General features: G+C 64.3%; 17 protein-coding genes. 15 read left to right on the forward strand and 2 right to left on the reverse strand.

What is annotated here, in order from left to right:
- Window positions 1–258 precede the first annotated feature (258 nt).
- From EN824_RS02720 to EN824_RS02785, 14 genes are all read left to right on the forward strand, one after another.
- A complete protein-coding gene (locus EN824_RS02720) occupies window positions 259–1872 on the forward strand; it encodes an extracellular solute-binding protein (RefSeq protein ID WP_135931862.1) in 1614 nt (537 codons plus the stop codon).
- An 83-nt stretch (window positions 1873–1955) separates the two neighbouring features.
- Window positions 1956–2816, forward strand: coding sequence for a carbohydrate ABC transporter permease (locus EN824_RS02725; protein ID WP_135931863.1), 861 nt, complete (start codon window positions 1956–1958; stop codon window positions 2814–2816).
- Complete coding sequence (locus tag EN824_RS02730; protein WP_135931864.1) at window positions 2813–3772, forward strand: sugar ABC transporter permease; 960 nt, start codon at window positions 2813–2815, stop codon at window positions 3770–3772. Before EN824_RS02725 ends, EN824_RS02730 begins: the two co-directional genes overlap by 4 nt.
- A complete protein-coding gene (locus EN824_RS02735) occupies window positions 3769–4860 on the forward strand; it encodes an ABC transporter ATP-binding protein (protein ID WP_127279314.1) in 1092 nt (363 codons plus the stop codon). Before EN824_RS02730 ends, EN824_RS02735 begins: the two co-directional genes overlap by 4 nt.
- A 3-nt stretch (window positions 4861–4863) precedes the next feature.
- Complete coding sequence (locus EN824_RS02740; RefSeq protein ID WP_127279315.1) at window positions 4864–5934, forward strand: ABC transporter ATP-binding protein; 1071 nt, start codon at window positions 4864–4866, stop codon at window positions 5932–5934.
- Window positions 5935–5969: 35 nt separating this feature from the next.
- Window positions 5970–7067 carry a Gfo/Idh/MocA family oxidoreductase gene (locus EN824_RS02745; RefSeq protein WP_127279316.1) on the forward strand — a complete coding sequence of 366 codons (1098 nt, stop codon included), beginning with the start codon at window positions 5970–5972 and terminating at the stop codon, window positions 7065–7067.
- Between the two features lie 75 nt (window positions 7068–7142).
- Window positions 7143–8057 (forward strand): sugar phosphate isomerase/epimerase, encoded by a 915-nt coding sequence (locus EN824_RS02750; protein ID WP_127279317.1) that lies wholly within the window; start codon window positions 7143–7145, stop codon window positions 8055–8057.
- Between the two features lie 56 nt (window positions 8058–8113).
- Window positions 8114–9058, forward strand: coding sequence for a substrate-binding domain-containing protein (locus tag EN824_RS02755; protein WP_135931865.1), 945 nt, complete (start codon window positions 8114–8116; stop codon window positions 9056–9058).
- A 56-nt stretch (window positions 9059–9114) separates the two neighbouring features.
- Window positions 9115–10119, forward strand: a complete 1005-nt coding sequence (locus EN824_RS02760; RefSeq protein WP_245520668.1) for an ABC transporter permease — start codon at window positions 9115–9117, stop codon at window positions 10117–10119.
- Between the two features lie 2 nt (window positions 10120–10121).
- A complete protein-coding gene (locus EN824_RS02765) occupies window positions 10122–10904 on the forward strand; it encodes an ATP-binding cassette domain-containing protein (RefSeq protein ID WP_127280339.1) in 783 nt (260 codons plus the stop codon).
- 10 nt (window positions 10905–10914) lie between these two features.
- Window positions 10915–12096, forward strand: a complete 1182-nt coding sequence (locus tag EN824_RS02770; RefSeq protein ID WP_127873207.1) for an aldose 1-epimerase family protein — start codon at window positions 10915–10917, stop codon at window positions 12094–12096.
- A gap of 85 nt (window positions 12097–12181) precedes the next feature.
- Complete coding sequence (locus tag EN824_RS02775) at window positions 12182–13264, forward strand: fatty acid desaturase family protein (protein ID WP_135932122.1); 1083 nt, start codon at window positions 12182–12184, stop codon at window positions 13262–13264.
- Between the two features lie 28 nt (window positions 13265–13292).
- Window positions 13293–13607: a MocE family 2Fe-2S type ferredoxin gene (locus tag EN824_RS02780; RefSeq protein ID WP_135931866.1), complete on the forward strand. Its 315-nt coding sequence runs from the start codon at window positions 13293–13295 to the stop codon at window positions 13605–13607.
- A 33-nt stretch (window positions 13608–13640) separates the two neighbouring features.
- Window positions 13641–14441 carry a 3-methyl-2-oxobutanoate hydroxymethyltransferase gene (locus EN824_RS02785; RefSeq protein ID WP_135931867.1) on the forward strand — a complete coding sequence of 267 codons (801 nt, stop codon included), beginning with the start codon at window positions 13641–13643 and terminating at the stop codon, window positions 14439–14441.
- On the opposite strand, the gene hutH is transcribed toward EN824_RS02785, so the two are convergent.
- A complete protein-coding gene (gene hutH / locus EN824_RS02790) occupies window positions 14406–15923 on the reverse strand; it encodes a histidine ammonia-lyase (protein WP_135931868.1) in 1518 nt (505 codons plus the stop codon). The genes EN824_RS02785 and hutH overlap by 36 nt on opposite strands.
- Window positions 15920–16921, reverse strand: a complete 1002-nt coding sequence (locus EN824_RS02795; protein WP_135866234.1) for an ornithine cyclodeaminase family protein — start codon at window positions 16919–16921, stop codon at window positions 15920–15922. The genes hutH and EN824_RS02795 overlap by 4 nt, the downstream gene beginning before the upstream one ends.
- A 113-nt stretch (window positions 16922–17034) precedes the next feature.
- Between EN824_RS02795 and EN824_RS02800 the strand changes: the two genes are divergently transcribed.
- Window positions 17035–18468, forward strand: coding sequence for a DHA2 family efflux MFS transporter permease subunit (locus EN824_RS02800; protein WP_135866236.1), 1434 nt, complete (start codon window positions 17035–17037; stop codon window positions 18466–18468).
- The last annotated feature ends 15 nt before the right edge of the window (window positions 18469–18483 follow it).

Below are 18483 nucleotides of genomic sequence, written 5' to 3' on the forward strand. Positions count from 1 at the left end.
ATCCGGCCTTGGCCGATGCGCAAGCCGCCAGGCTAAATCAAGTCGCCCGGGACGATCGTGCCGGAAAGGGAAAACACATTTCCCATCAGATCGAGGCATCTGGAGAGGCGTATGAACCCCGGTATGACGCATTTCCCCGTCCCATTGCGATGTTGTGAGGTGTTTTGATCACTTATGATGTTGACAGCCTTCCGATACTGCCGTCAATATCCCTCATGGGCTGGTGGAGGAAACGTTGGCCCTGAGGGAGGAATTCCAATGTCTGATCTGATCCGCATCTCGCGGCGCCGGTTATTGGCGTCCGGAGGAAAGGCCGCGGTGTTCGTCGCCGCGACAGGTATCGCGCCACAATTCATTCGTCCCGGCCGCGCTTTTGCAGCCGACGCATTGGCGCCCGGCATGATCGGCGGGCCGACCGGCTTCGACGGCGCCGAGCGTTATCAATACGGCCCCGACACGCCGGAAGGCCGCGCCGTCGAGGCCGCCAAGGCGTTGAAGGGGGCCGGCAAGGCGCCGGCCAAGATCGTGCTTGGCCTCTCGGACGGCTCGATCGGCCAGCTCACTCAGCCTTTCCCGGCCGGCGCGCCGTCGATCAAGGAGCTCTGGGAAAAGGAGACCGGCATCCCGATCGAGATCGTCGGTCTGCCGAACGGTCAGGAATTCACCAAGACCATGCAGGACATCTCCACCAAGGGTGGGGCCTACGACATCTACTCGACCGAGTGGAACCGCCTTGGTGATCTGGCGGAGACCGGCGGCATCGCCAAGCTCGACGACTTCGTCGCCCAGTACAAGCCCGAATGGGACGATCCCAAGACCGGCTATGTCGACGGCGCCAAGGGTGTATCGCTGCTCAACAAATATCGCGGCTCGAACTACGGCGTGTCGCTGGACGGCGACTTCCAGACCTGGGTCTACCGCACCGACCTGTTCGGCGACGAAGCTGAGAAGAAGGCATTCAAGGACAAATACGGCTACGATCTGGCGCCGCCGAAAACCTGGAAGCAGCACGGCGATATCGCGGCCTTCTTCCAGCGTCCGGACAAGGGCCTGTTTGGCTCCACCGACCTGCGCAACCAGGGTTGGGGCTATACCAACTGGTACCAGCGCTATGTGTCGATGGCCTCGCCCAACCAGTTCCTGTTTGGCGATGACGGCAAGCCGCTGATCAATTCCGAACACGGCATCGCGGCCACGAACGAGTATGTCGAATCGCTCGCCCACCATTCGCCGGATGCGATCTCGTGGGGCTGGCCGGAGCAGTACGGCAATTTCGCCAAGGGCGGCGCGGCGATGACCTGCGCCTTCTCCAACCTGCCGAAATTCCTCGACAATGCCGGCAACAAGGACTCCAAGGTCACCGGCAAGATCGGCACCATGCTGCCACCCGGCCGCGAGATCGACGGCAAGCTGATCAGCCGCTCGGTGCTCTGGTTCTCGCTGACCGGCATGGTCTCGTCGCAGTCGAAGAACCAGGAGGCCGCCTATCTCCTGCTGCAATGGCTGGGCTCGGCGCGCATCTACGCCTGGATGAGCGCCAATCCCGGCGGCTATCTCGACCCGTTCCGGCTTTCGGATTTCTCCGATCCGCTGGTGCGCCAGACCTATCATGCCTACCACATGGACGTGGTGCGCGAGACGGTCGCCCGCACGGTGCCGACCATCAACTATCCCGGCGCCACCGCCTTCCACAACGCGCTCGACGAAAACCTCATGGCCTCGCTGACCAAGGCCAAGACACCGGAGCAGGCGATGGCCGACACCGAAGCCGAGTGGAAGAAGATCGCCCGGCGCATCGGCGAGGACAAATTGCTCGAAGCCATCAGGACCAACAAGGAGGCCTGGCCGACCGTTCTCGATCCGATCAGCTGATCCGTCTCCCTGGATCAGATCCGGAGGGGGAGGGGCGAAAGCTCTTCCCCTCCGCAACCGACGCCACCAGCAAAAGCAGCCAGATGAATCGTTCCGTCCCCTTCGAGATATTCCGCTACGCCGCGATCCTCGCGGCGATGGCCGTGACGCTGGTGCCGATCCTGTGGATGGTGTCGATGGCCTTCAAGCCGATCGCCGAATGGTCGGCGACGGGCGCGGATCTCACATGGTGGCCGAAGAACCCGACGCTCAGCAATTTCCAGTTCGTGTTCGGCGAATCCACCAACAACCTGATCGTCGCGCTCGACCGCACCGCGCTGAAGCCGATCCTGTCGTCACTGCTGTCGGCGGTGTTCGGCACCGCGATCGCCATGTCGGCCGGCACGGCCGCCGCCTACGGCCTGTCGCGCTTCGGCTCCGGCCAGAACCTGCCGCTGGCGCTGATCCAGCTCAGGCTGTTTCCGCCGATGGCCGTCATGATCCCCGTGATGATCATGTGGGCGTTTCTCAATTTCACCGACAGCTGGTGGGGGCTGGCGCTGATCTACGGCATCGTCACGCTGCCGTTCGCCTTCTGGCTGATGAAGACCTTCTTCGACGACATGCCGCGCGAGATCGAGGAAGCCGCCTTGGTCGAAGGCTGCTCGCGGCTGCGCGTCTTCACCCGCATCACGTTGCCGATGATGCGCGCGCCGCTGGCTAGCGCTGCCCTCTTCGTCTTCATCCTCAACTGGTCGGATTATCTGATCGCGTTGCTTCTGACGACGCGCGAATGGGTGACGATCCCGGTCTACATGGCCTCGCTGTCATCCTCGATGACCGGCCAGCTCTATGGCGCCAAGGCAGCACTCGGGCTGATCGCCGCCGTGCCACCGGTCATCATGGGCATCGCCATCCAGCGCCATCTGGTGCGCGGGCTGACTTTCGGGGCGCTCAAGCAATGAGCGCCGTGACCGCAACGATTTCGGAGGACGAGATGGGCGCCGTGCGCGGCAAGCCAGTCCTGCGCGACGAAGGCACGCGGCTGGGCTTTCGCCTGACCTTGCCGGCGCAGATCCTGGTGCTGTTTATCTCGGCCTTTCCGCTGTTGATGCAGCTCTACATCAGCGTCACCGACTGGTCGCCGCTCTCGGGCCTCGGCTGGTGGAACGCCTGGGAGATGTGGGACAGCTTCGCCAACTACACCGACCTCGCCGCCGACGCGCGCTTCTGGAGCGCGCTGAAGCGCACTGCCATCGTCATGATCGTCTGCGTGCCAGCCGAGTTCCTGCTCGGCCTGGCACTTGCGACGCTGTTCGCCGACGATTTTCCCGGCAAGCGCATCTTCTATTCGATCCTCTTGATGCCGATGATGGTGGTGCCGGCGGTGGCCGGCTACATGTTCTTCATGCTGTTCCAGTCGGGCGGCCCGGTGAACGACATCCTGTCGGCAGTCACCGGCACGCAAGTCACCATTGCCTGGCTGTCGGACCCGACGCTGGCGCTGATCGCGGTGATGATCGCCGATATCTGGCAGTGGACGCCGCTGATGTTCTTGATCCTGCTCGCGGGCCTCGTCGGCGTGCCGGAGGACCAGATCAAGGCAGCGACGCTGCTCGGCGCCAATCCCTGGCAGCGCTTTACCACCATCGTGCTGCCGAAGATGAAGACGATCATCATCATCGCGCTGGCGATCCGGGTGATCGAGAACTTCAAGATCTTCGATACGCTCTACATCATGACCGGCGGCGGCCCGGGCGTCGCCACCGAGACGATCTCCGTCTACATCTACAAGGTCACCACGCAGGACCTGATCTGGGGCTATGTCGCGGCGATCGCGCTGGCCATCCTGGTCGTGCTCTCCATCGTCGCCGTGTTCGCCATGAAGCGCATGGCGCGGGCGAGACAGGTGCCGGCATGAGCGCGATCCAGCTCAAGCACCTCACCAAGACGTTCGGCGACTTCACGGCGCTGAAGACCATGGACCTCGAAATCGCCGACGGCGAGTTCATGGCGCTGCTCGGGCCGTCCGGCTGCGGCAAGTCGACGACGATGAACATGATCGCCGGCATGGAAGAGCCGAGCAGCGGCAAGATCCTGTTCGGCGAGCGCGACATGGCCGGGGTGCCGATGGGCCGGCGCGGCGTCGGCTTCGTCTTCCAGAACTATGCCATCTTCACCCATATGACGGTGCGCCAGAACCTTGCCTACGGGCCGAGGATGCGCGGTGCCGCGAAAGCCGAGATCGACCGGCGCGTCGGCGCCATCGCAGAGCTGTTGCAACTGACGCCGCTGCTCGACCGCAAGGCCGACAGGCTTTCGGTCAACATCCTGCAGCGCGTGGCGATCGGCCGCTCGGCGATCATGGAGCCGGCGATCTTTCTGCTCGATGAGCCGCTGTCCAATGTCGACGCGGCCTTCCGCGCGGTCATGCGCACCGAGCTGAAACAGCTGCAGCGCCAGTTCAAGCAGACCATGGTCTACGTCACCCACGACCAGTTGGAAGCGATGACCATGGCCGACCGCATCGCGGTCATGGACCATGGCGTGCTGCAGCAGGTCGGCACGCCGCTGGAGGTCTATAACAATCCGGCCAATGTCTTCGTCGCCCGCTTCATCGGCGCGCCGGGCATGAACCTGCTCAAGGGCAGGCCGGCGGAGAGCGACCCGGGTCTGGTCGTCGATCTCGGCCCGCTGGGCATCACGCCGCCATTGCCGGATGAGCTGGCGGCCAGTGTGCGCGGCGCACGCGGCGAGGTGCTTTACGGCTTCCGGCCGGAACAGGTGGCCTTGGCCCAAGACGGGCGCGGGCTTGCCATGCCTGTCACCTTCGTCGAACGCATCGGTGCACGTACCATCGTTCATCTCGGACGGGGCGAGGGCGCCGTGAAAGCGGTGTTCGACAATGATGTCGGGTTGTCGATCGGGCAAACCGCCGTTGTCGCACCCGCGGCGCCATCGGTGCGCATCTTCGACGCCGTCAGCGGCCTTGCGATGAGGGCGGGCTGAGCCATGGCCGATATCGTCTTCCGCAATGTCACGAAACGCTATGGCGGCACACTTGCCGTCGACGATGCCTCGTTCACCGTCAACGACAACGAGTTCTTCTGCTTCTTCGGGCCGCCGCTGTCGGGCAAGTCGACCATCCTGCGGCTGGTGCTCGGGCTGGAGACGCCGGATGCCGGCGAAATCCTCATCGGTGGCAAGCAGGTCAACACCGTGTCGCCGGCCGAGCGCAACGTGGCGATGGTGTTCCAGAACCTGGCGTTGTTCCCGCATATGAGCGCGCTCGACAATGTCCGCTTTCCGCTGGTTGAGCGGAAGGTCGCCGACGTCGATATCAAGCGGCGCGTCGCCGATGTCGCGGCCAAGCTGCATATCGGTCATATCCTGCACAAGCCGCCGGCGCAGCTTTCGGGCGGCGAGCGGCAGCGCGTGGCGATCGCACGGGCGCTGGTGCGCGATCCCAATGCCTACCTGATGGACGATCCGATCTCGGCGCTTGATGCGCGGCTGCGCGAGGAAACGCGCGTTGAGTTGAAGCGCATCCAGCGCGACCTCGGCAAGACGCTGATCTATGTCACCCATGACCAGGAAGAGGCGATGTCGATCGCCGACCGCATCGCCATACTGGACTATGGCAGGATCAGGCAGATCGGCGCGCCGGCCGAGATCTATGACCGCCCGGTCAGCACCTATGTGGCGCGGCTGCTCGGTTCGCCTGTCATGAACATCCTCAAATCCGTTCGCGGCGAGAGCGGCGTCGAAGCGGCCGAAGGCGCGCTCAGCATCGCCGACCGCGCGGCTCCGGCCGACGCAGTCGAGATCGGACTGAGGCCGGAAGACATCAAGGTCAGCCCCTGGAGCGACAACGGGAAGGCGGGCCAGGGCCGCCCGGCGCGGGTGTTCGAGGTCGAGCCGCTTGGCGGCTACACCGTGGTGACGCTCGCCGCCGGGCAGGCGCGGCTGAAGGCACTGCTGCGCGGCCAGCCCGATATCAGGCCCGATGCGATGGTGGCGATATCCTGCGAGCCGGCACGCGTGCATTATTTCGGACAGGGCGGAGGCGCGTTGGCAAGATGAATGCGGCCGCAAGGACAGAATTTCGGGAGGAAGGCATGACAGGCAAGGGCTTCGAGCCGGATGTGAAGGTCCGCACGAAGGAATACAGGATCGGCTGCGTCGGCGCCGGCATGATCATGGCCGAGTGCCACCTGGCCGCTTACAAGGAGGCGGGGTTCCCGGTGGTGGCGATCGCTTCGCGCACAAAAGCGAATGCGCAAAAGGTCGCTGACCGTTGGAGCATCCCGACCGTCCACGACACGCCTGAACAACTGATCGAGGACGCAAATATCGAGATCATCGACCTTGCCTTTCCGCCCGACCAGCAGCCGGCGCTGATCCGCCATGCGCTGAAGCAGAAGCATATCAAGGGGATCCTGGCGCAGAAGCCCCTGGCGCTGTCGGTCGAGGAAGCCGTCAAGCTGCGCGACGAGGCGGCGAAGGCCGGCAAGATCCTCTCGGTCAATCAGAACATGCGTTACGACCAGTCGATGCGCGTGTTGAAGCAGATCATCGACAGCGGCGCGCTGGGCGATATCGTCTTCGCGCAGATCGACATGCATGCCATCCCGCATTGGCAGACTTTCCTTCAAGGTTACGACCGGCTGACGCTCGCCAATATGAGCGTGCATCACCTCGACGTGCTGCGCTTCCTGTTCGGCGATCCCGACGAGATCACGACGCTGACGCGTAAGGATCCGCGCACGCAGTTCGACCATTCCGACGGCATCACCGTCTCGACGCTGCGTTTCCCCACAGGCGTGCTCGCCGTGTCGCTGGAGGACGTCTGGTCCGGTCCGCGCCAGGAGGGCTATCGCGACGACCAGCACATCAACTGGCGCGTCGACGGCACCAAGGGCGTCGCCAAGGGCACGATCGGCTGGCCGACGGGTGCCGCCTCGACACTGACTTACGCCTCGGCGGAGACGACCGGGGGCGAGTGGGTCAGCCCGAGCTGGGAGACGATGTGGTTCCCGCATGCCTTCATCGGGGTGATGGAGCAGTTGCAGCATGCGGTGAAGACCGGCACGCCGCCGGCGCTCACTGTTGCCGACAACGTCAAGACCATGGCGCTGGTGGAGGCGGGCTACCGCTCCATCGCGTTGGGCCGCACCGTCAAGCTTTCCGAAATCTCGACAAACTCGATCAACTGAAAATCACTGGCAGCTGAAATCACTGGCAGCTGAAATCACTGGCAACTGAATCGCTTACAGGGAGGAATTCACATCATGATGCAGGCAGGTATTTTCACGGGCTATTTCCCGTACGGCCTTGAAGAGACGGCGAAGAAGATCCGCGGGCTCGGTTTCAATACGGTGCAGCTCGACCTGCATTTCAGGGATGTCGACCTGTCGGCCGGCCAGATCACCAAGGACAAGGCCAAGAAGGTGCGCGACGTCTTCCGCGACAACAATCTGCCGGTCTGCTGCGTGTCGGGCTACACCAACATCATTCATCCTGACAAAGCCGAGCGTGACAAGCGCGTCGGCTATCTCAAGGAGATCATCCGTAACGCCCGTCATTTCGGCTCGCCTTACGTGATCTCGGAAACCGGCACCTACAACACCGAGTCCGACTGGGTGCATCATCCCAAGAACAAGACCGAGGAAGGGTTCGAGGAATGCCGCAAGGTGATCGCCGACCTCGCCCAGACGGCCTATGACCACGGCGCGGTGTTCCTGCTCGAAACCTATGTCAACAACGTCGTCGGCTCGGTCGAGGAGACGGTCAGGATGTTCGCGCAGGTCGATCATCCCGGTCTCGGCCTGCTGATGGATCCGACCAATTATTTCGAGACCCACAACATCGACCGGATGGACCAGATCCTGAACCAGGTGTTCGACACGCTGACCGACAAGATCAAGATCGCGCATGCCAAGGACGTCAAGCGCTCGGGCGACGACAAGTCGGAGAAGCATGCCGACATCGGTGACGCCGACGCGATGGAAAGCCACACCTTCCGTGGGGTTGGTGAAATCGAACTGCCGGCGCCCGGCCTCGGTTCGCTGAACTACGACCTCTATCTCCAGCGGCTGGCTGAAAAGCATCCGAACATCCCTGTGATCATCGAGCATCTGTCGGAGGACGACGTGCCGCGCGCCAAGACGTTCCTCGACGGGAAGTTCCGCGCCAACGGCCTGTAACGGCTAGCCGCGCCGCCCGGTGCATGGCGGCGCGGCTTCAAACAAGGGAGGAAAGAATGTTGAAATTCGCTTGGAAACTGGCTGCCGCCGCGACAGTGCTCGCCGGCGTCGCCCTTGGCACGACGGCGCGGGCGCAGGACGGCCAGAAGACCTTCTATCTCTTGTCGCATGGCGGCCCGTCGGACGCGTTCTGGATCGACTGGAACGCCGGCGCGACCAGGGCCTGCGACCAGCTCAAGGTGACCTGCAAGATCTCCTTCAGCGGCGGCGACATGGCGGCACAGAAGGAAGCCTTCAACTCGGCGCTCGCCGCCAAGCCCGACGGCATCGCCACGACTTCGGCGCAGCCGGGCCTGTGGACCGAAGAGGTGAAAGCGGCAAAGGCGGCCGGCATCCCGATCGTGTTCTTCAACACCGACGATCCGGCCACCGGACGGCAGGCCTATGTCGGCGCGGATCTCAAGGAAGCGGGCGTCACCTGGGCCAAATACCTCGTCGACCACAAGATGGTGAAGCAGGGCGACAAGGTGTTCCTGCCGGTCGAGGTTCCCGGCGCCAGCTATCAGCAGCTCGAGACTGAGGGCATTGCCAGCGTTTTCGATCCGTTGGGGATCAAATATGACGTGGTCGATTGCGGCACCGACCCGGCCGGCATCATCGCCAAGATGACCGACTACATGGTCGCCAACAATCCGCCGGCGATCATCGCGCTCGGCGATTCCGTGGCGGCCAGCGTCAAGCGCGTGTTCGATGGCGCCGGTGTGCCGGCGGGCAAAATCCCCGTCGTCGGCTGGGGCAATTCCAAGGAGACGGCGCAGGCCGTCAAGGATGGCTTCGTCAACGCCGCCGCCTGGCAGTACCCGTCCGCGCAGGGCTTCATGCCGGTGGCGCTGCTCGGGCTCGCTGCCTCGGGCGAACCGATCGGCTACGACATCCATACTTTCGGTCTCTACGACGCCGCCAGCGTCGAGCCGATCCTGAAGCTCTACGACAAGAAATGAGAAGCCGGCGCCCGCCTAAAGCGGCGGGCGTTTTTCCAAGCATGGTCCAAGCAGTCATGACAATTGCCGCAGAAGACGACGCGCCGAGGGCGAAAGGCAGGTCCAGCCTGCTGCGCTCGCCGCAATTCTCCTCCTTCATCATCCTCATCGTGCTGCTGGCGGTGTTCGCTGTCGCCGACGCCAATTTCCTGTCGCCGCTCAACATCTCCAACATGATGGCGTTCCTGCCCGAGCTCGGCATCATCGCGCTCGGCATGACACTGCTTTTGACGGCAGGCGAATTCGACCTTTCCGTCGGCGCCGTGTTCGGGCTGGCGCCTGTGGTGGTGATGCTGCTGGTGCAGAATGGCGGCGTCGATATCGGGGTCGCGCTGCTGGCAGGACTTGTGCTGTGCATCGCGATCGGCGCGATCAACGGGCTGATCGTCACCAAGATCGGCATCTCGTCCTTCCTGGTGACACTGTCGATGCTGCTCGTCGTGCGTGGCGCGGCGCTTTACATCACGCAGGGCTTTCCGCTGAAATCCTGGGACCAGCCCGGCTTCTTCGTGACACTGCTCGCGGGCAGTTTCAACATCGGTTCATTCCGCTTCTACACCTCGCTGTGGTGGTTCATCGGCCTTTCGCTGTTTGCCATCTACATCCTGCGCTACGCCAAGCTCGGCAACTGGATCAGCGCCATCGGTTCCAACCGCAACGCGGCGGTGGCGCGTGGTGTGCCCGCCGACAGCGTCAAGATCTGGCTGTTCGTCGCGACCTCCGTGCTTGCCGGCCTTGCCGGCATGATCAGCGCCTTCCGCATCTCCGCCGCCTCGCCGGTGGCCGGCACCGGCTACGAGTTGGAGGTGATCGCCATGGTGGTCGTCGGCGGCACGGCGCTGACCGGCGGACGCGGTACGATCCTCGGCACCATCGTCGGCGCGCTGATGCTGCGCGCCATCCGAAACGGCATCGTGCTGATCGGCGTGCCGGGGCTCGCCTACAACATCTTTGTCGGCCTGATCATCCTCGCCATGCTCATCCTGCACGCTTTGCTGCAGAAGAACGCCGCAAGGGGCTGACGATGACGCAAGAAGTACTTCGGCTGCAGAACCTGCAAAAGTCCTTCGGCAGCGTGCGGGCGCTGAAGAACGCCTCGCTGACACTGCGGGAAGGCGAGGTGGTGGCGCTGCTCGGCGACAATGGCGCCGGCAAATCGACGCTGATCAAGGCGATCTCGGGTGTGTTTCCGGTCGATCGCGGCGACATCTATGTGCGCGGCGAGAAGGTCTCGATCCGTTCGACCAGGGATGCGATGGACCTCGGCATCGAGACCATCCACCAGGACACGTCGCTGGCGCCGGACCTCAGCATCGCGCGCAATCTTTTCCTCGGCCGGGAGCCGGTCAATTTCGGTTGGCTCGGCGTGTTCGCGCCGCTCGACCTCGCCAAGCTGCGCAAGGCCGCCTCCGAACTGCTCAAGCGCGTCGGCATCTCGAAAAAGCTCGACGCCGACGCGCTGGTCAGCACACTTTCTGGCGGCGAACGTCAGTCGATCGCGATCTCGCGCGCCATGCAGTTTGCCGCCAAGGTCATCATCCTCGACGAGCCGACCAACAATCTCGGCGTCGAGGAGACCCATGGCGTGCTGCGTTTCGTCAAGGAGGTGCGCGACGCCGGCCATTCGGTGCTGCTGATCACCCACAACATCCACCATGTCTTCCAGGTCGCCGACCGCATCGTCGTGATGCGGCGCGGTGAGATCGTCGCCGAACAGACGGTCGCCGACACCGACCTCTTGACCGTGGAAAGCATCATCACCGGCGCCGACATGTCGGCCTTGCTCAAGGAGGCGAGGGCAAAGTGAAGGGCGTCGCATGGTAGAGCTATACGGCAAGACGCTGTCACGCCGGCAAGTGGCCGAGCGATCCGGCATGCTGTCGCAATTCGCCGGCGTGCGGCTGATGACGCTCGGCGACGGTGTGGAGCGCGGCATCCGTATGCTCGAATTCCGCACCGGCTCGGGCCTGCGCTTCACCGCGCTGGTCGACCGGGCGCTCGACATCGCCGATTGCGACTTCAAGGGCCAGGCGATCGGCTGGCATTCACCGAGCGGCTTTCGCCATCCGGGCCTGCACGAGTATGAAGGGGAAGGGGGGCTGGCCTGGGCGCGCTCGTTCTCCGGCCTGCTCGTCACCTGCGGCCTCGACCATGTTCTGGGCCGTGAGACCGTACCCGCCGACAGCTACAACTACCCCGGCAGGAAGACGGTGCTCCATTCGCTGCATGGCCGTGTCGGCACCATCCCGGCGCGGCTGACCGGCTATGGCGAGCGTTGGGACGGCGACCGTTGCGTGCTGTGGGCCGAAGGCATCGTCCAGCAATCGGCGGTATTCGGCGAGGACCTCCATCTCATCCGCCGCATCGAGGCCGATGTCGGCGGCAACGAGATCCGGCTTTCCGACCATGTCGTCAATCACGGCTTCAACCGCACGCCGCATATGTATTTCTATCATGTCAATATCAGCCATCCCTTGCTGGATGAGGGCTCGCGTTATCTGGCGCCGATCCGCGACGTCGTCTGGGCCGGCCATGCCGGCGAGCGCTACGCGGCGCAGAAGGTCGGCTATCGCACGGCGCCTGCGCCGCAACCGGGCTTCAGCGAACAGGTCTGGCAGCATGAGATGGCTGCCGATGCCAATGGCGAGGTGCCGGTGGCCGTCGTCAACGACCGCATCGGGCTCGGTCTCGAACTGGTGACGCGCAAGGACCAGTTGCCGTGTGCCTACCAGTGGCAGAATTTCCAGGCCGGGCAGTACGCGCTGGGGATGGAGCCTTCGACCCACCATGTGCTGGGCGATCTCGCCGCCCGCGAGCGCGGCGAGATGATCTGGCTGGAGCATGGCGAAAGCCGGGCCTACGACGCGGTGTTCCGGGTTCTCGACGGCGCCGGTGAGATCGCGGCGGCCGAAGCCAGGATCGCGGCTATCGCCCGACAGCCCGAGCAGGATTATCCTGAGCCTTCCGGAAACTTTCCAAGACTGGCCGGCAGGACATGAGCGCGACATTCATCCAAAGCAAGCCCTCCGGCCGGCGGACCGGATTGCCAGCGGTGCGCGACGATTGGAGGTCAGTGTGACGACGATGGCAAAGAAGCGCGACTACAGCCTGGTCGGCGAAAGCACCCGGGCCGCGATCGAGACCGGGCTCGCCTCGGCCGAGTGGTACCACACCGACGTGCCGCGCAAGGCGATGAAGGAGCTTATGCAGCGTTCCGACGGCCCGGCGATCCGCGACACCATCATCTGGCTCGCTGTCATCGTGGGCTCGGCCGCCGGCATCGTCTGGTTCTGGGGTTCGTGGTGGGTGGTGCCGTTCCTGTTCGTCTATGGCGTGCTCTACGGCTCGTCGAGCGACTCGCGCTGGCACGAATGCGGCCATGGCACGGCGTTCCGCACGCGCTGGATGAACGATGTCGTCTATCACATCGCCTCGTTCATGCTGATGCGCAATCCCGTGCAATGGCGCTGGAGCCATGCCCGTCACCACACCGACACCATCATCGTCGGCCGCGACGCCGAGATCGCCGTCATGCGGCCGCCGGACCTGTTGAAGGCGGGGCTGGCGTTCACCGGCATTCTCGATTTCCGCTATTCGCTGCCGACGCTGTTGCGCCAGGCCTTCGGCACGCTGTCGGATGAAGAGAAGAGCTATATCCCCGAGATGGAGCAGCATAAGGCGGTCGTCGCCGCCCGCTGGCACGTCGCCATCTATGTCGGGACGATCGCGCTTGCCATCGGGCTGAGGTCGTGGATCCCGCTGGTGCTGATCGGGCTGCCGCGCCTCTACGGCACCTGGCACATGGTGACGACCGGCCTGCTGCAGCACATCGGGCTTGCCGACAATGTCGTCGACCACCGGCTCAACACGCGCACCGTCTACATGAACCCGATCAGCCGGTTCATCTACTGGAACATGAACTACCATGTGGAGCACCACATGTTCCCGATGGTGCCCTATCACGCACTGCCCAGGCTGCACGAACTGATCAAGCATGATCTGCCTGAGCCGAACCCGTCGATGTGGCATGCCTACCGCGAGGTTTGGCCGGTGCTGCTGAGGCAGCTGAAATACGAGGATTATTACCTCAAGCGCGAACTGCCGCCGACGGCCAGGCCCTATCGCGGCGAATTCCACGAGGTCGATATGTCGGCGGCGGCCGAATAGCGATCGGCAATGTCCGCAGGAGATTGAGATGGCCGATTGGGTTGAAGCGTGCGCCGTGGATGATGTCGAGGAAGAGGATGTCATCCGCTTCGATCATGGCGGGCGGACCTTCGCGATCTACCGCTCGCCGGACGACGAATTCTTCGCCACCGACGGTTTTTGCACGCATGAAAAGGCGCATCTGGCCGACGGGCTTGTCATGGACGACATCATCGAATGTCCCAAGCACAATGGCCGCTTCAACTACAAGACCGGCCAGGCCAAGGGCGCGCCGGTCTGCGTCAACCTCAAGACCTATCCAGTCCGGATCGAAGCTGGCAAGGTGATGATCGAGATCGGCTGACGAGCCGCCATCACAAACAGGGACAAGAATTCAATGAGCCGAAAGAGACCGACCGTCGCCGATCTGCGCGCCATGAAGGGCAAGCGGCAGCTGACCATGCTGCGCGTGCTGACCCTGGACGAGGCGGAAGCCGCCGAGCGGGCAGGGGTCGACATCGTCTCGGTCCCGCCCGAACTGGTGCTCAATCCGCAATACCGCGATGCGGCGCCCAGCCTGTTCACCATGCCGGGCGACAATTTCTACGAGATCGGCACGTCGGACGATTTTCTGCGCTGGGCCTTCCGGCTCTACAAGGCCGGCGCCGACGCGGTCTATTGCAGCGCCGGCTACGCCACCATCAAGCGGATGGCGGACGATGCCATTCCGGTCATCGGCCATGTCGGCCTCATTCCATCGCGCGCGACCTGGACAGGCGGCTTCAAGGCTGTCGGCAAATCCGCCGACACGGCGATGCAGGTGTTTGAGGCGGTGAAGCAGCTGGAGGCAGTGGGCGCCATCGGCGCCGAAATAGAAGTTGTGCCGGTCGAAGTGGCGAAGGCGATCGCGGAGCGGACGTCGCTGATCATGCTGTCGATGGGCGCGGGCACCGGTTGCGACGCGCAATATTTGTTCGCCGACGACATCCTTGGCCAGAACAGAGGCCACATGCCGCGCCACTCCAAGGTCTATCGCAACTTCGCAGCCGAGTATGACCGGCTGCAGGCGGAACGGGTGGCGGCATTTTCCGAATATGTCGCCGACGTCAACAGCGGCGCCTATCCCGAGGACAGGCACATCGTGCACATGGACCCGGCCGAGCTACGCCTGTTCCTCGACAAGGTCGGCCGGAGCTAGGGCCGGCCGCCACGCATTGCCGGCCAGCGCGGCGTGGAGTGCTTCCGCATCGACGCTGAGCGGCCGGTCCTCCTTCAGGGAAGGGACCAGCGCGCGTATCGCCGTGTGGACGGCTGACGTGCGTGGTGCCAGCGTCAACCCTTCACGCAGGTCGGCGGCCTGGGCGGCCGCCATCAGTTCGAAAGCGATCAACCGGCGCCACAGCGCGATCATGTCAGCGCATTTCGAAACCGCCAGCGGCGTCTGCGTGGCGTGATCCTCGACGCCTTCCGAGACGGGCAGGAAATCGAGCATCACCGGATTGGCCTTGTGGCGGATGGCGGCCAGGATCGACGTCACCGTCTTCTGCAACGGCACGAAACCGGCCGAGGCGCCGCCGACCGGCGACAGATATTTCGGCAGCCCGTTGCGGCCCGAGCCGGTGAGTTGGATGAAGCGGGCTGCACTGGCGGCCGCGCATTGAGCGATTGCCAGGCTGAGCGCCTCGAAGGCCAGCGCCAGCGAAGCGGTGTGGAAGTTGCCGGTCGACAGCACCAGCCCGTCGTCGCTCAGAACCAGCGGGTTGTCGGCGGCGGCATTGAGTTCGACCTCGACGGCGCGTTCTGCCTGGCCGATCGCCTCGATCAGTGCGCCATGGATCGAGGGCATGCAGCGGATCGACAGCGGGTCCTGTAGGGTGGTGGGCGCCGGCGCTTCGTCGCGGGCGAGAAGATCATGCAGCGCCTTGGCGGCTTCCTGCTGGCCGGCCGCCGGCCGCGCCATGTGCAGGCGCGGGTCGAGGATGGTGCGGTTGGCGCCAAACCCTTCCATGGTCAGCGCGCCGGCCTGCTGTTGCTGGGCAAGAGCCGAAAGCGCGTCCGTGACCACAAGCGCGCCACCGCCAGCGGAGACAGCGGAAGCGTTGATCAGCGACAGCCCATCCTTGGGCGCCAGGCCGATGGGGCCGAGGCGGGCCATCATCAGCGCCTTGACCGCCGGCATGCGCCTTCCCTGATAATCGGCTTCGCCTTCGCCGACCAGCAGGCGGGCGATCGCGGTCATCAGCACGAGGTCGCCGGCGCCGATGGAGCCGAGCGACGGCATCACCGGATGGACGCCGGCGTTGAGGACATCGACCAGGGCAACGAACACGGCGGGCGACAGGCCGGAGCCGCCCGCCGACAGCATTGTCAGGCGGGCGAGCATGGTTGCCCGCACGGTTTCGACCGGCAGGGCCTCGCCAACGGCGCCGCTGCGGCCTTCGAGCAACTGGCGCTGGAAGGCGCTGGCGTCACCCTCGACCGAGGTGCCGAGATTGGCGCCGAGACCGGTGTTCAGGCCGTAGATCTGCTGGCCCGAGGCCGCGGCCTGGTCGAGCACCTTTCGCGCCTTCTCCAGCCCGCCGATGACATCGGCTCCGATTTCCACCTTGCGGGCCTCGCGGGCGACGGCGGCGACATCGCCGACGCTGACGCCGGCTCCGGTGAGGACGAGCGCGCTCATGCGAAGCGCAGCCTCTGGCCAATGCCTTGCGCCTGCGCCTTCGCCAGCATCGCTTTGCCAAGCGCGATGTCGGACAGCGACAGGCCACGATGCCAGAACAGGATGGTTTCGTCGTCGCTCTGCCGTCCCGGCCTCAGGCCGGCGGCGATCTGGCCGAGTTCGGCATGCAGCGTCGTCTCGCTCAGCCGCCCGGTCTCGACATGGGCGCGCAGCGAGCCGAACTTGCCACCCTTGCACTGGCCCCAATCGTCGACGACCATCTTCTGCATGATGTCGGTCAGCGACAGCTCCACCGCGCTCATCGTGCCATAGGGCACGACCAGCGCGCCGGGCTTGATCCATTCTGTCTTCAGCAGTGGTTGCGGCTCGGGCAGGCGGGATGCCTCGACGACAATGTCGGCGCCCTTGACGCAGCTCTCCCAGTCGGCGACCGCTGTGACCGGCTTGCCAAGGTCGGAGGCGAGTTTTGCGGCAAAGCCGTCGCGGCTTTCCGGCCGGCGCGAATGGACGCGGATTTCGTCGAAATCGAAGAGATGGTCGAGCAGGCGCACGTTCCAGTAGGCGGTGCCGCGCGCGCCGATATGGGCGAGCACCTTCGAGTTCTTGCGCGCCAGATGTTTGGCGCCGATGGCGGTGACGGCGCCTGTGCGCATGTCGGTGATGACGGTGGCGTCGAGGATGGCGCGCGGCGTGCCGGTGCGCGGATCGAATAAGTTCAGGATGCCGAATTCCGAAGGCAGGCCGTGAAGGTAGTTGTCGACATAGTCGCCGACGATCTTCACGCCCGCCGTGTCGAGCGGCGCGACGTAGCCACGCAGGACATTGAAATGGCCGTGGAAGGACGGGTCGGGTTCGAGGTGGACACGCGGCTCGATCACCGTCTGGCCCTTGCCTTGTGCGATGAGCCCGGCCTCGACCGCGCCGATGATCTCGGCATCGGTCATGGCAAGGGCTTCGATGTCGAGGGCATTGAGGTAGTCGATATAGATAGGCTTCATGCGTCTGCGTTCCTCGGCCACCCCGCTCATCCATAACAGGCCGCGACGCGACACGAAAGTTTGTTGGCTCTTGTCTGGACGCCGTCGGCCAAATGCTGTTCAAGCGGTCCGTCATGACTGCCATTTCCGAGACCGAAGCTTCAGCCGACCGAGCCGGGAATTCGCGGCGTGTGGCGCTGATCGTCGCCATCGCCTTTTTCATGCAATTGCTGGATTCGACAATCATCTCGACCTCGCTGCCGCAGATGGGGGAATCGTTCGGCGTGCCGGCGGTGGCGATGAGCATCGGCATCACCGTCTACATGCTGACCATGGCGGTGTTCGTGCCGCTGTCGGGCTGGCTCGCCGACCGCTTTGGCGCGCGTAACATCTTCCTCGTCGCCATCGCGCTGTTCACACTGGCTTCGCTTGCCTGCGGCTTTTCGCAGAACCTGACCGGATTCGTCATTGCCCGTGCCGTGCAGGGCCTGGGCAGCGCGCTGATGACGCCGGTCGGCCGCATCCTGGTGCTGCGCAACGCGTCGAAATCCGAATTGCTCAACGCCACGGCTCTGATCACCTGGCCGGCGCTCTTCGCGCCTGTCGTCGGGCCGGTGCTCGGTGGCTTCATCACCACCTATCTGTCCTGGCACTGGAATTTCTTCATCAACATTCCGCTCGGGATGATCGGGCTGGCGCTGGTCGCCCGCTTCATCCCCGGTGACCGTGAAGCCGATCCCAAGCCGCTCGATTGGCCGGGTTTCTTCCTGACGTCGCTGGGGCTCGCCTGCCTGCTCTATGGCCTGGAGCGCATCGCGCATCCGGAGGATGGCGCCTTGCCGACGGTGGGGCTGATCGCGGCGGGGATCGTCGTCGGATGGCTGGCGGTGCGTCATCTCCATCGCGCGCCGCATCCGCTGCTCGACCTGTCGTCGTTCAAGGTGCAGACCTTCGCCATCTCGACGCTTGCCGCCGGCACCATCTTCCGGGTTGCGATCAACGCCACGCCGTTTCTATTGCCGCTGTTGTTCCAGGTCGGCTTCGGCCTCTCGCCCGTCGACGCCGGCATGATGATCCTGGCCTATTTCCTTGGCAATCTCGGCATGAAGACGGTGACGACGCCGATGCTGCGTCGCTTCGGCTTTCGCTCGGTGATGGTCGTCAACGGCATCATCGCGTCGGCATCGATCATGGCTTGCGCGGCGATCTCGCCGCAGACGCCGCAGGCGCTGGTGGTGGCGCTGATGCTGATTGCCGGCCTGTCGCGCTCGATGCAGTTCACCGCGCTCAACACGCTGGCCTTCGCCGATATCGCCGCCGGGCAGCGGAGTTCCGCAGCGACCTTGTCTTCGATGCTGCAGCAGGTGGCGATGCTGTTCGGCGTTGCCGTGGCGGCGGCGATCCTCAACCTGTCGCAGATCGCGAGAGGCCGGCCGGCGCTCGATCTCGTGGATTTTCGAGCAGCCTTCCTGGTGATCGGCGTCATCGGGCTGGTGACGTCGTTTCGTTTCCTGATGTTGCCGAGGACCGCCGGCGCCGAGGTCTCGGGCCATGTTGCCGGGAACTGAAATCGAATTTTCCCG

The sequence above is a fragment of the Mesorhizobium sp. M8A.F.Ca.ET.181.01.1.1 genome (assembly GCF_004792025.1).
In the GTDB taxonomy this organism is placed as follows: domain Bacteria; phylum Pseudomonadota; class Alphaproteobacteria; order Rhizobiales; family Rhizobiaceae; genus Mesorhizobium.

What these genes read in the sequence shown, in the direction of transcription:
- EN824_RS02740 (WP_127279315.1), top strand. Translation starts at nt 4,864, where the DNA reads ATGGCCGATATCGTCTTCCGCAATGTCACGAAACGCTATGGCGGCACA.
- hutH (WP_135931868.1), bottom strand. Translation starts at nt 15,923, where the DNA reads ATGAGCGCGCTCGTCCTCACCGGAGCCGGCGTCAGCGTCGGCGATGTC.
- EN824_RS02765 (WP_127280339.1), top strand. Translation starts at nt 10,122, where the DNA reads ATGACGCAAGAAGTACTTCGGCTGCAGAACCTGCAAAAGTCCTTCGGC.
- EN824_RS02785 (WP_135931867.1), top strand. Translation starts at nt 13,641, where the DNA reads ATGAGCCGAAAGAGACCGACCGTCGCCGATCTGCGCGCCATGAAGGGC.
- EN824_RS02775 (WP_135932122.1), top strand. Translation starts at nt 12,182, where the DNA reads ATGGCAAAGAAGCGCGACTACAGCCTGGTCGGCGAAAGCACCCGGGCC.
- EN824_RS02745 (WP_127279316.1), top strand. Translation starts at nt 5,970, where the DNA reads ATGACAGGCAAGGGCTTCGAGCCGGATGTGAAGGTCCGCACGAAGGAA.
- EN824_RS02770 (WP_127873207.1), top strand. Translation starts at nt 10,915, where the DNA reads ATGGTAGAGCTATACGGCAAGACGCTGTCACGCCGGCAAGTGGCCGAG.
- EN824_RS02725 (WP_135931863.1), top strand. Translation starts at nt 1,956, where the DNA reads ATGAATCGTTCCGTCCCCTTCGAGATATTCCGCTACGCCGCGATCCTC.
- EN824_RS02780 (WP_135931866.1), top strand. Translation starts at nt 13,293, where the DNA reads ATGGCCGATTGGGTTGAAGCGTGCGCCGTGGATGATGTCGAGGAAGAG.
- EN824_RS02800 (WP_135866236.1), top strand. Translation starts at nt 17,035, where the DNA reads ATGACTGCCATTTCCGAGACCGAAGCTTCAGCCGACCGAGCCGGGAAT.
- EN824_RS02730 (WP_135931864.1), top strand. Translation starts at nt 2,813, where the DNA reads ATGAGCGCCGTGACCGCAACGATTTCGGAGGACGAGATGGGCGCCGTG.
- EN824_RS02755 (WP_135931865.1), top strand. Translation starts at nt 8,114, where the DNA reads ATGTTGAAATTCGCTTGGAAACTGGCTGCCGCCGCGACAGTGCTCGCC.
- EN824_RS02750 (WP_127279317.1), top strand. Translation starts at nt 7,143, where the DNA reads ATGATGCAGGCAGGTATTTTCACGGGCTATTTCCCGTACGGCCTTGAA.
- EN824_RS02720 (WP_135931862.1), top strand. Translation starts at nt 259, where the DNA reads ATGTCTGATCTGATCCGCATCTCGCGGCGCCGGTTATTGGCGTCCGGA.
- EN824_RS02795 (WP_135866234.1), bottom strand. Translation starts at nt 16,921, where the DNA reads ATGAAGCCTATCTATATCGACTACCTCAATGCCCTCGACATCGAAGCC.
- EN824_RS02760 (WP_245520668.1), top strand. Translation starts at nt 9,115, where the DNA reads ATGACAATTGCCGCAGAAGACGACGCGCCGAGGGCGAAAGGCAGGTCC.
- EN824_RS02735 (WP_127279314.1), top strand. Translation starts at nt 3,769, where the DNA reads ATGAGCGCGATCCAGCTCAAGCACCTCACCAAGACGTTCGGCGACTTC.